The organism is Vagococcus entomophilus (genome assembly GCF_003987595.1).
Classification (GTDB): Bacteria; Bacillota; Bacilli; order Lactobacillales; family Vagococcaceae; genus Vagococcus_E; species Vagococcus_E entomophilus.
Map to the genome: position 1 here is coordinate 833190 of NZ_NGJZ01000001.1, position 12767 is coordinate 845956.

General features: G+C 34.7%; 13 protein-coding genes. All 13 read right to left on the reverse strand.

The features are described from left to right. Positions 1–49 precede the first annotated feature (49 nt). A complete protein-coding gene (locus tag CBF30_RS03860; protein WP_126822937.1) occupies positions 50–826 on the reverse strand; it encodes an ABC transporter permease in 777 nt (258 codons plus the stop codon). 2 nt (positions 827–828) lie between these two features. After that, complete coding sequence (locus tag CBF30_RS03865; protein WP_126822939.1) at positions 829–1632, reverse strand: ABC transporter permease; 804 nt, start codon at positions 1630–1632, stop codon at positions 829–831. A 19-nt stretch (positions 1633–1651) separates the two neighbouring features. Then, on the reverse strand, positions 1652–2452 hold the full coding sequence (locus tag CBF30_RS03870) for an ABC transporter ATP-binding protein (protein ID WP_126822941.1): 801 nt from the start codon (positions 2450–2452) through the stop codon (positions 1652–1654). 129 nt (positions 2453–2581) lie between these two features. Further along, positions 2582–3811 (reverse strand): multidrug efflux MFS transporter, encoded by a 1230-nt coding sequence (locus CBF30_RS03875; protein WP_126822943.1) that lies wholly within the window; start codon positions 3809–3811, stop codon positions 2582–2584. Positions 3812–3927: 116 nt separating this feature from the next. Further along, the gene (gene dnaI / locus CBF30_RS03880) at positions 3928–4857 is read right to left on the reverse strand and encodes a primosomal protein DnaI (RefSeq protein ID WP_126822945.1); all 930 of its coding nucleotides are present in this window, start codon (positions 4855–4857) and stop codon (positions 3928–3930) included. Beyond that, a complete protein-coding gene (locus CBF30_RS03885) occupies positions 4857–6281 on the reverse strand; it encodes a replication initiation and membrane attachment family protein (RefSeq protein ID WP_126822948.1) in 1425 nt (474 codons plus the stop codon). The genes dnaI and CBF30_RS03885 overlap by 1 nt, the downstream gene beginning before the upstream one ends. Before the next feature lie 17 nt (positions 6282–6298). Continuing rightward, on the reverse strand, positions 6299–6775 hold the full coding sequence (nrdR, locus tag CBF30_RS03890; protein ID WP_126822950.1) for a transcriptional regulator NrdR: 477 nt from the start codon (positions 6773–6775) through the stop codon (positions 6299–6301). A gap of 317 nt (positions 6776–7092) precedes the next feature. After that, a complete protein-coding gene (locus tag CBF30_RS03895; protein ID WP_126822952.1) occupies positions 7093–7680 on the reverse strand; it encodes a hypothetical protein in 588 nt (195 codons plus the stop codon). 1 nt (position 7681) lies between these two features. Then, positions 7682–8536, reverse strand: a complete 855-nt coding sequence (locus CBF30_RS03900; protein ID WP_126822954.1) for a hypothetical protein — start codon at positions 8534–8536, stop codon at positions 7682–7684. 14 nt (positions 8537–8550) lie between these two features. Further along, positions 8551–9279: an LPXTG cell wall anchor domain-containing protein gene (locus CBF30_RS03905; protein WP_126822956.1), complete on the reverse strand. Its 729-nt coding sequence runs from the start codon at positions 9277–9279 to the stop codon at positions 8551–8553. A gap of 25 nt (positions 9280–9304) precedes the next feature. Continuing rightward, positions 9305–10507, reverse strand: a complete 1203-nt coding sequence (locus tag CBF30_RS03910; protein WP_126822958.1) for a hypothetical protein — start codon at positions 10505–10507, stop codon at positions 9305–9307. A gap of 53 nt (positions 10508–10560) precedes the next feature. Continuing rightward, entirely contained in the window at positions 10561–11418 is an 858-nt protein-coding gene (locus tag CBF30_RS03915; RefSeq protein WP_126822960.1) for a signal peptidase I, read from the reverse strand. A 44-nt stretch (positions 11419–11462) separates the two neighbouring features. Next, on the reverse strand, positions 11463–12749 hold the full coding sequence (locus CBF30_RS03920; protein ID WP_126822962.1) for a hypothetical protein: 1287 nt from the start codon (positions 12747–12749) through the stop codon (positions 11463–11465). Positions 12750–12767: the final 18 nt, after the last annotated feature.

The window sequence follows — 12767 nt, forward strand, 5'->3', positions numbered from 1 at the left end:
TAAAATTGTTTTTTCAATGAGCATTTTCTAGCTGAAATTGAATTTTATGCTAAGACCCTGTTGATTGATAGTGGCGCAGTCCTAATTTCCAAACGCCATAACATGGAAGGAAAAAGAGCATAGCGAGAATGGGCAAAAAAAGAGTGCTACTATTTGAGCTTCGATCAATTAAATATAAAAAAGGATAATATTGGACAAGTGCATAGGGAATCAAATAGGTTGTTATTTTTAGTATTTTTTTCCCATAAACTTCAATTGGATAACGTCCAAATTCCCGCGCACCGTCAGTAAAAATATTCATAAATTCTAGCCCTTCTAATGTAAAAAAGCAAAATGCTGCATACAGAATAAATAAACTAGCAAATAGTACGGTTCCTCCAGCAATCATCAAAATAAGCGTCACAATTTTAGTCATTGACCACTCTATATTTATTTGCCAAACTGCATAACTAAACATGCCCACGGATTGCACCATTCTGCCAATGCGTGTAAATTCGATTTTACTCCCTAAAACTTGTAAAATTGGACTTTTTGGACGAACTAATATACGATCAAACTCACCATTCCCAATAATTTGTGCAAAAGAATCGAATCCTCTAAAAAACATTTCAGCAAGAGAAAAAGACAAAAGAAAAAGACTAAAACAAAGCAAGCACTCTTTAAAGTTATACCCCTTTATTGTTGGAAAACGTAGCAACATAAAATAAACGCCTAAAAATAGATTGAAAGATACCAAAAATTGCCCGATTGTCGTTAATAAAAAAGATAATTTATAGGCTAAAACACTCTGAATTTGAACTAAAAAATAGCGATAATATAAACGCATCTTCATCCTCCTTGCACAATTATTTTATTTTGCACACATCGTTCTAAAACCTTGCCTATAATAAGTAAAAACACTAGCCAAAAAACCTGTAATACAACAGCCTCTATACATTTTTCACCTGCTAAATCTCCACTATAAATCCGAAAAGGAACATTTTGAACTGAGGCAAAAGGCAAGCTTTCTACAAACTGCCGAAATCCATTTGGCAAAAATGGTAAAGGAATAATAGCTCCCGATAAAAAATCTCCTAATGTCTGAAATACCATTCTAGGTCCCATCGGCTCCAAGGTATAAAAAGCGATAAAGTAAAGGGGCATCATCAAGGCAACCAAGACAAGTACAGCCAAAATCATTGAGCAGATAAACAACAAAAAGCTAACTAAAGAATACGGACCACTGAGACCATAGGGTTGTGGCAATAAAAAGCCAATAAAAAGGATTGGGATTGCACGTAAACTTGCTTTTGCAGTCCTACTCGCTAAATTTTGCATAAACCACATTGAGTAAACTGAAACAGGTCTTGCTAGCGTATAAGCTACATTTCCAGACTTAATATCAGAAAAAATATCATTTTCCCAAAACCACAACATATATAATGAAATAAAAGCTTGTTGTAGCCAAATATAAGAAGACATTGCTTGGAAACTCATAGGAAAGTTTTCAGGCTTGGAAGTATAAAAACTCTTAAAAAGTAAAATTTCTAAAAACCCCCAACATATCTGTGTGATAATCCCTGCAAAAGCAGCTCCTCGATATTGTAGACCGGCTAGAAATTTTGTTTTAAACAGCGCAAGATACTTTTTCATAGTAATCCCCCCCCCCCTATCACAGATTATATTCTTGATACAATTCAACCATTATTTCGTCTAGCGAAGCCCCAACTTTTGGCACATACTGTCTCAATGTATCGAGGGTTCCATCTAGCAAGACTCGTCCATTCCCAATTAAAATGATGCGATCAGCTAGGCTCTCAATATCTTGCATATCATGTGTGGTTAAAATAACCGTAGTTTGATGCTCTCGGTTTATTTTTTTGATAAACTCTCTTACAGCAAGTTTTGAAACAGCATCCAAGCCTATTGTAGGTTCATCTAGGAATAGCAGCTTGGGACGATGTAAAAGAGAAGCAGCAATTTCACAACGCATTCTTTGTCCCAATGAAAGTTGTCTAGTAGGTGTTTTCAAAATGTCTTTTAGTTGTAGTAATTCTGTAAGTTCTAAGAGAGATTCTTGAAATAATGTATCATTCATTTCATAAATTTCTTTTAAAAGATAAAAAGAATCAATGACGGGAATATCCCACCATAATTGTGAACGTTGTCCAAATACCACTCCAATATTTTTCACATACTCTTTTCGATTTTTCCATGGAATACTTTGATCAACCGTACAAATCCCTGAATCCGGCGTTAAAATTCCACTTAATATTTTAATCGTACTGCTTTTCCCGGCACCATTTGGGCCAATATATCCCACTATTTCACCTCTTTTTATGTCAAAAGAAATATCATTAAGTGCATAAATCCGCTCATTTTTTCGACAAAAAAAAGAAGCAATCGCTTTTTTTACACCTGCTTCTCGCTTATGGACTACAAAAGATTTACGCAAGTTTTCAACATGAATCATACAATTCCTCCTAGATTATCTTTTTGCACTAAATCAAAATTAACAGAGTATTTAGTATATTCTTGCAAATTTAGAAAGTCAACAAAAAAAAGATATTTAAATAAATAAACATCTTTTTATCACTTAGATCTACTTCTTTGTTTCCAATGATTTTGTGTGTTTTTTGACCAATAAAAAATTAATACCCACAAGACCTGCAGTTGACAAAAATACGCCACGATAATCAAAAAATCCTGCAACCGTTGACCCTATAAAAGGCCCAACAACATTTCCCATTGCTTGAAAAGATTGATTGTAACTAAAGATTCTTCCTGCCGCATTTCTTGGTGAATTTTTTGTAATCAATGTCTGAACTCCTGGTAACAGGCAAGCATCAGAAATCCCAACAAAAAATCGTAAAACACCCAGCTGCCACACGTTTTGGACAAATGCCATTGGAATAAATACTAAAATTGCAAAAATTAACCCAATTTTGAGAATTTTTTCCGATCCAATTCGATCTCCCAAACGTCCCATCTGAGGTGCCGCAATCAAGGTTGCAATTCCTGGTATAGAGGCAACCACACCGCTAATCAACGCAACATTTTGAGAATGACCAATCAATTCTCGAACATACAAGCTTAAAATGGGACTAATTGAGTTGTTTGAAGCTTGAATAATCAATGTTGTAAGAAACATACCTATGATGATTCTCTTATTAGGAAGCTGTTTGAAGATTTCTTTGGCTGGTTGCATGTCGACTCTTTTTACTGGAACGAACGTTTCTTTAACAAAAAATAAAGTCAAAAGGAAAACCAAAAACATTAAACTTCCCGTAACAAAAAAAGTAATTCTATACCCTAAACTTGATGCTATAATTCCTCCAATTAAAGGACCAAGAAGACCACCTGTAACATTCCCAGTAGTCAGTATTCCTAAAACCTGTCCACTTTTTTCTCTAGGTGTACAAGTCGCAATCAAAGCTGTCGCGTTACTAATATAACCGGATACAAGCCCCTGTATCGCTCGAAGTAGCACTAATTGATAGACATTTGTTACAAGTCCCATCAAACTAATTGTGATAGCCATTCCAAACGACGCGCGTAACAACATCAATTTTCTACCTTTTTCATCTGCTAAACGTCCCCATAAAGGGGAAATAATTGCTGACAGTAAAAAGGTAGAAGAAAACGCACAACCACTCCAAAAATTTAATTGTGCATGACTAAAAGAACCTAGTGTGTCTATATACAAAGACATAAATGGCATAATCAGGCTAAAGCCAACACCCGCCATAAACGTCCCGAACCAAAGTACAATTAAATTTCTTTCCCACTCTTGCCGCTTATAAAAAATTTTTTCTTTTAAAAAAAACTTCATGAATTCCACTTCTTTTCATTAATATAAACCCTATCATACCATTATTTTTTTCTTATGCTTTTATTATTAGAAAATTCCAATGAATTCATAAAAAAAAGATGATTAAAAATCATCTTTTAGGGATTTCTTCTATTTTTTCCAACCATTACAATTTCTTTTGAAAGATAACGAATCCGTTCCATGATTCTCTTAGCTTTTAAAGGTTCTTCTTCTCCACGTTGACTTACTCTTAAATGCTCACTTTCTAATTGTTGCATGCTAAAATTAGAGGTGAAAAAAGTCGGCAATTGTTCTTGCATTCGGTACTGTAAAATTACGCCCAATACATCATCACGAATCCAACTACTCATTGAATCAGCACCAATATCGTCTAACATCAAAATCGGTGATTTTTTTATTGTTTCAAGCTTTTCTAGCATCGTATCTTTTCCAATAGCTTGTTTCATCTCGACCGCAAACGTAGGAAAATGGACCAACGTGCTTCGATAGCCTCTTTCGGCCAAAGCGTTCGCTAAGGCTCCCAGCATGTATGTTTTCCCAACCCCAAATGAGCCTTGTAGGTAAAGTCCTTGGTGAAAATTAGTAGGAGTAGCAGTATATACATCAATAAAATCAAGCAGAGCTTGAATTGCTTTTGAACGGTCCGATGTCATATCCAAACGACCTACCGAAGCCTCACGAACATCTTTTGGCATATTCATAGAGCGAACTCGACTACGTATCTGTTCCTCTGCTTGTCTTTTAAGCAACGTTTCAGTTGGAACATAAGTGACATCGATATAATGAAAGTTTAGAAATAACTTAGGTTCATATCCTGGAGCAATCATGCTCGGGTCATTCAATTGGTACTTCTTTTTTTCTTGCACAAATTCGTATAGTTTGGCATAGCTTTTTTGAATATCTTCGTCTGTTACTTGTTCTCGATGTGCTTCAATAAACATGCGAACGTCCCGATCATCTAGCACTTTTTGCATTAAAGCCGAATACCTTTCATCCAATCTTTTAGACTCTAAAACCTTTGACAGTTCTTCTCCAACATCTTCCATTACTTATCACCTCTTTCTTGTGGCTTAATTTTGTTCATTCTCTCTTTAAAATAAGCAAGCTGCTCTGCAGACATTGGTGTTTCTTCTATGTTTTGCTCCTGTGTCGCCCAGTCAGGCAACGTTTCTTTTCGCGTAGAAGCTGCATTTGTATATTTTTTCTGATACGTACTTTGTTTTGGATTTTTTGCTTTTTCTTTCGAAACATTCACCATTTCTTTGACCTTTTTCATTGAAGCTTCTGGAGAGTACACACTGGCTTGTGACCAACTATTTGCAATCGCATCCGCATATTTTTGATTGAAAGTTGGATTATTTTGTACCACTAAAACATAGTGAATCAAAACATTAATGACGGAATCCGGTAGTCCTGAATATTTTTTGATATTTTCAACTGCCCACCGCTCGTCCTGGGTGACATACCCACCTTTTTGTTTCTTGATTGAGGTTAAAAATAACATAGGAGCAATAGTCTCACTAGAAACAATGACTTCGATTTCTTGATTAGAAAATCCTTCTAATTTCAAGCTATTTTTCCGGTAAGTGCCTTGCTCATTGCTTTCTATATGGGGATTCTCGCTCACATAATTTTTCTTTTGTTTTTCTTTTTTATGATATTTGATATAAATAGATTGCCTTAATGTTTTTTCATTAATTTTTTGCGTAAAAGAATCCGCAGCATCTTCAACAAATTGTTGCATTTCTAATTCGTTAATTCCATATAAATGGTGATACATCAAAATTGATTTTTTTAGCCTTTCTTCCAAATCCTGTTTATCAATAAAGCCTCCATTGATTAAGCTTAAAAAGAATGCCCAATCAAATGTTTCCTCGGAGTCAAGCGCTAGTTTGGAAGGTGTCACAGGTGGAAACAGTTGATTTGCTTTGGACAACTCTTTTTCATAAGCTTTCATCTTTTCAGGCCTAAACGAATAAACATCTACAAACTTATGTGTTAGGTCTTCAAAATCCGTCTGCTCAAACTGTGGTTGTTTAAAACGATTTATCAGACGCTTAAATCTCTCTTGACCAATTATTTCAAGCAAAGAAAGACTCAGTACTTCATCTCTAAAAAAAGCCTCTGGTGCCATTGGTTTTTGTAACTCGTATACGAATTCTCGCTCTTCATTTTTCTTTTTTCCAAAAGTTTTTAGCAAGCCGATTCCTTCTAGTTTCAGCCTTGCTTGATAAAACTGAGGAATCCCTATATCCATTCGATTTAGAATCTCAGCATGCAGAAAAAGATCACTTTCGAATAGTTCTGCCGGGATTTCGGTTCGAAAGGTCATCCACAAACTAAATGCTTGTGCCCCAATAATGGGTTGATACAAAAAGGCAATAGTCTCTTGGAAAGTAGGATCTATTCTGGTCGATGTTCGCACCACTAAACTATCTTTTGGACGAACTTGTTGCCATACTTGTTCCAAACTTATTGCCTCCTTTTTTATTTTTCTTTACTATTTTCTTCATCTTTTTTGACAATTTCTTGAAGTTCTTTGAGGAAGACTCCCATATCCTTAAATTGACGATAGACACTTGCAAAACGAATATATGCAATCTCATCCAAATTGACAAGATACTGCATAACATACTCTCCAATAAGCGTTGTGGATACCTCATTTTCCCCTAAAGAGCGGACTTTATTTTCAACGTGATCTACAATTTGTTCAATCTGCTCCATCGCAACCGGTCTTTTTTCCGCTGAACGGATCAAACCACGCAATATTTTATCACGACTAAATTCTTCACGATCCCCATTTTTCTTCACAACTAGTAGTGGAGCAGCCTCTATCCTTTCGAATGTAGTGAATCTAAATCCACATTTTTCACATTCCCGTCTTCTTCGAATAGCTCTACCATCATCAGCTGGACGACTATCCACAACTTTTGAGCCATTATATTGGCATTTAGGACAATGCATCGAATTCCTCCCTCTAGTTATCATTTGTACGCGATTTCTAAACTAATTAACTTCTCTTTGATATTATAACATGAAATCCCTTTGGCGTCACCGTTTACCCTGATGTCACTTATTCTTTAAATGCGTAAAAAAAGATTTTGCTACAAAAATAAATTTCATTATTTTATTTATCTGCTATTAAGCTATGTGAGATGATCCCAGCCTACTCTATAACTTCCTTTCCTCCCACAAAAATAAAAGCTAGATGCAAAGCTCAATGAGTTTTGTATCTAGCTTTCGGGCGCTTGATTTTAGAGTCACGCCATGATTCTTTAAATTCAGTCGTTTACACTATTTAGTTTTTCATATACTTTTCGTAGATTCGGCGTTGTTTCGTTATTCGGAGTATTCCCCTGCCACCATGCTTGTACAAAAGCAACCGACTCACTGGTAATGGCTTCTGCTTTTGTGATTAAATTAAGACCGCCATATTTCAATCGTAATGGCAGATTAATCTTTTCAAAAATAGGTGTACTTTCTTTACTGGGTTCCAATTTTTTCAAATAATAATAGTACCCATCTTCACCTTTTAGCCAATCAGAATGAATCACCGCTATTTCTTCAAGAGATAGAGATTCAGTAATAGATTGTGCATCTAGAAAAACTGGATGAACAAGCAATCTTACAAACTCATTAGTTTCTCCACTATTTTTAGTGCTAATTCTTCTTGGAATATCTTTATTTACTTCTAGCTCGGACACTTTATCCCCTAAATCAAGAAGCGTAACCTGAAGATTTCCAAGAGAAACTAGTCCATTGCGCTTGACAGTATCTTTTAAAATTGCACCAGTATCCTCTAAATTTCTACTAAAAAAAATGATAAATAGCGAAAGTAAAAGCAGAAGTAACGATAGTTTCTTTTTCATTTCACTCCTCCGCATCTAGTAGTTTTTCTGAGAGCATTTTATATACTGGGCTAGTCTGTTGCTTATTCCAAATCGTTAAAGTTTCTTTTACAGCCATACTTGCTTCTGCATTGATATTGACTGTATAAAAAGAACCCTTCATCTTATTAGGCAATAGTTTTTTGATAGAAATATTGTCTAACAAAATAGAACTAGCTTTATTTTTGTACAATACTTCAGAGTAATAAAAATAGCCAATTTTTTTCCCACCTGCAGTTTCTTCTTGATACAACCAATAATTTTTCTCTGATTGGGCAGCATTTGGCAAAGTTGTTCGAACATTTGAAAAATTCAACTGAATCCAGGACAATAATTCATCACGGTTTTGTTCATTGTTTAGTAGATAAAAATCATTAGCTTTTTGCAATCCTTTGTAAACAACTTTTTGTTCTGCATTTCGATAATATTCATTTACTTTCCAACTTTCAACTTTTTGATAATCTATGCTCCCATTTGGCACACTATCAAAATAGTTTTTAATATTACCATTTCCAGATTGATCAATGGTATCAATTTCAAAAGAAAGCAATAACTCCTCTAAAGAAATACGAACTACCGCTGGTGATGTATTGGCATTTCTTACTTGAATTTTTTTTTCTGTTTTATACTGACTAGACAATACTACTGGGTCCAAGTCACCAAGTACTTTAATCTTTAAAGAAAGATTTTCAGAGTTCGAACGATTAATCCGCTCATCTCCATAAGTAACCCAAGCATAAGTTCCTCGAATAACCATAACGCCACTGTAAAGAATTGCTAGAACAAAAAATATGAACTTCATTTTATTCTTGGTTAATTTTTTACTAAGCCATATCATTTTTCACAACTCCTTTAATTATGACTGTTACGCTCTTCTGTTTCTTTTTTTTCTTGATTTTTCTTATGCTTCCATAGCAACAACACAATTAATAAGATAAGCAAACCCGCACAAATCTTATAAAGTGCATTTTTCCATTCTTCACCCGTTTTTGGTAAAGAAAAGCTAGGTTTTTGTTGTTCTTCTTCTTTGGGTTCGATAGGCTTTTGATTTCTAGTAGCAACAAACTCCCACTTAAACTTAAATTCAGAGTCTTTTTTAAAATCTTCATTACTTAGGCTTGAATCAACTTTTATGATAACTTTTAAAATTTTATCAATACCGTAAGAAAAACTTCCTAAAGTAAGTGCTTTTTGTGTCCAATTATCCTTATCTTCTCCAAGGATTTTCCCATGATAAATTTTTTTATCATCCAACAATAAGGTTAGAGTCAGACATTTTTTATAATCTATTGAGCCAGACTGTGAAAGTTCAGAAGCCAAAATTCCAAGTTCAAAGGGCTCTTTTTCATCAGTATTTCTTAGCGTGATTTCTTTTGAATATTTTTCACCAGGAAGTATATTTTTGATATCAATAAAGTATTCTCCATCATCATTTGCATAAAGCCCTTGACTATCCCCTATGACTAAACCCGGAGGTAATTCAGATGCACTTGTATAAGTTGGTAAAAAACAACAACATAATAAAGTACCGATAATTGAACTGATTATTTTACTCAACCTTATCTTTTCCTTTATGTGCATCTGATGTTCCTCCTAAAAAAAGTTTTTATTTTGAGATTGCTGCATTTAGTTCTGTTAAAATTTTAGTTGTTGTTTCACCATTACCCATGCCCCAACCAGAAGTATCAGTTAACGCTTCACCTACGGCTTGAATGGCTTCTGATTTAACGATTAAATCATAAGTCATATTGGTGTATTTTTCATCTGCTTCTGAATCAAAATTCAAGCTGCTCATAATTTGTTCCGTAGTATCACCCGAGTTCACTTTAGATAAATAATAGAAATAACCGTCCTCAGGATTGTAAATCCATTTTTTGAGCGTTCCTGTTCCTGTTAATGAAGCATTATCAGTGACAGAAGCATATTTGATTTTGATAGAAGAAGATCCCAGTGCCTCAGTGTCAGCTAAGACATTTCCAAGTGTATTAGGTGTTGTTGGTGCCTGTCCTGGAGTAGCTGCTAAACTTGTTGTGTCAACTCCTGTTCCTTCTTTCGTGTAATCAAAGTTCACACCATAGCGAACTCCAGCTGTACCAAGTAAATCTTTATTACCTGCCCAATTTTTAAGTGTGTATTGATAACCACCAGAATATTGGTAATATTTGATATTTGTTGCGTCATTATATATCCAATTCTCAACACTTGATCCAACTGCTGGATCTTCTTTTATCGAAACATCCGCTGTTACCTTTTGGTATTTTCCTGTTTCATATTCATTAAACGCTACATATTCAAAAGAAACTTTGTTTGAAGACGTTGCTGGGTCATACGTTACACTCCCAGTTGCAAATACTTTTACCTTACTATTTTCTCCAAATCCTTTAACCTTAGCTGTAATGTCTTTCCATTCGGCTTTATTCTTATAAGAATCCGCATTAAAATTAACTGGTACAGCATCGGTTAACGCCGGAGTTGATTTTGCTCCGTAAGCTGTATCTACTGCTTCAGAGTTCCCTTTTGAGACTAATGATTTTAGTGCTTCTTCATAGGAAATACGCACAAGTACTGGTGCCTCACCAGTATTTGTTACCTGAACTTCTTTTGTTGTTGATGTCCCTGGAATCCAGTTTGTTGGGGGTGTCCAATTTTCGACTAATTGTACACTACCATCCGCAAGCTGAGAAGCAGATACTCTATTGACTCTTTGATCCCCATACGTAATCCAAGCAAATGTCCCAGATAGAGCTGCAACCACTCCAAAAGCTGCTCCCAATCCTAAAACCTTTTTCTTTTTATTGTTCATTTTCATCGTGTAAAAGCCTCCTTATTTTATATATATAAACTTCTAAATCGAAGTATATATCACTTATTAGATTTTACATCTTCCTCAAAAAAGTAATGTCGCATAACTAAGAAAAAACCTAGCAATGAAGCAATAAAAATTAGACATGTCCAAAAATGACCTCTAACAAACGCTACAATTGCCCCTGCTTGTGGGATAGAAAAAACAACTTTACCAATTACGCGTTTCGCCTCAAAAGGAGGATCATCTGCATTATTAGCATCCCCTCTTGTTACTAAATACTTTCCTTTCTTCCCGTTCAATTCTGACATTGTTTTTACAACCCTATGCGTAAGATTTCGCTTACCATCACCGATTGGGTACACTACAATATCATCTTTTTGAGAGGTTTCCCCATCTACCATCTTGACAATCACAATGTCTCCAGCTCTAAAACCACCTCCTTTCTTAACCGTTTCTTTGGTTGGAACCATCGAATTTGTTAGTACATTGTAATAACGGTAACCAAACATTGATTTCTTATCATTTCCACTATAAGCAAACATGGTGGATCCAATAATCAACCCTATTACGAAAATGTAATAAAATAAATTAAGTACTAAGCCTAAAACATGCAAAAAAGCTGACTTTTGCTGTGGTGTCTGAGGTCTTGCATGCTCTCTTTTCATTATTTTTTTATTAGTATGTCTTGGCTGACGTTGCTTTTCTTTCTTAAGCTGACTAGATTTGTATGGTTTATTTGGATAGCTCAGATGCTCCTGTTGTGTTTTTCTTTTTTGAATACTTCTAACATTCTTTTTTTTTACAACTTTTATCTGTTCTCTTATAGGCTGTTTCGGAGGAGAAGTTTGAGAGAGAACTATGTTCTTTTTTACACGCATCTTTTTTATTCTATCTCTATCAGATTCCTTAACCATAGATTAACGTTCTCCTTTTGCATTGTTTGTTTCCTGCTATTTTTTCAATTAATTACTTTTACTTTCTTTTCTTCAATCATTTTTTCGAGAAAAGAATTTTCACTTTGTAAAATGTCAAAATAAGCTGCTTTTTCAATTAGATTTTCATAATCACCGGTTAAAATTTTGGCAACGGGCTTACGCCAAAATGTTTTTTTCTTAATCTTTACTCTTTCGTTAATCTTCTGGCACTCATCCATCATTACAAACAACTCGATATCTTTCGCTGATTCTTTTATTTTTTTAACACGCTCTCTTTCATAAATTACTTTTTCGTCTTCAAAAACCATCCGCTCTGTTGTTCCATTTAGTTGCTGATTTACTTTCCATGTGTACTCCAGATATTTGGATTTTTGATAAAGTTGATCATATTCTTGCAATGGGATTTTTTTCAACTTATACCAATTTTCTTTGCGATCAACATAGGGCAAATCTTCTAAAAGGTCCAAGCCACCGTCCATCACTTTTTTTTCGAGTCTAGTAATCTCATACTCAAGTTTTTCTTTGGATAAACGCATTCTTTCTTTTGTATCAATTGCTTGTTTTAAGGCTTGCTCAAAATATTTTTTATCTTTTAACTCTAGCTTATTTCCCTCTTTGTTAATGTCTTCAATCTGCTCTAACTCTTTTTTTAACGAGCTATTTTCTTGTTGCAGGTGTCTGACTTGGTCAGTTAGTTGGGCGCTACGAGAAACATTTAACCGAAATTTCTTTTGCTTTTTTCCTGTTTTATTGGCATAAACTTTTTCTTTTTCAACAAATAGATTCTGGCTAGCTGAATCTATTTGTTGTTTGTTCGATGTTTCGCTAATTTTCTCTGCTAAATACACATACTTTTGAATCGTATATTGAATTTCCTTTTCCCACTCTATTACCGCACTATCTGATTCTACGCTTTGTTGCGTCAAGCTTTCTTGTAATGAAAAACCTAAAGGAAAGCCTTCCTCTTTAATAACCATCGGAACGAAAACAAGCTCATATCTTTGTTTTTCATAACTTGCACTTACCCAGACAATTTGGGGATAATAACGTTGAAATTCTTGTAAAAATTCATTTCCATTCAACTGATAATCTTCTTCCAATTCAATGACTAAATAATGACACAAAGACAAGGTAGGTAATAATAACGGCAAGGTTCGCCTAATTTCGTTGGCTTTTTCCTCCGAATAGATCCTTTTCTCTTTCAGTATTTTTTTACTTCTTTCAATAATAGTCTTGCTTAAATCTCGCTTGAAAAAAGTTGTAACATTATCCGCAGACAATACCGGCTGTGTTAACAATTCTACTTTCATTTTTTTCTCCTGTTTGAC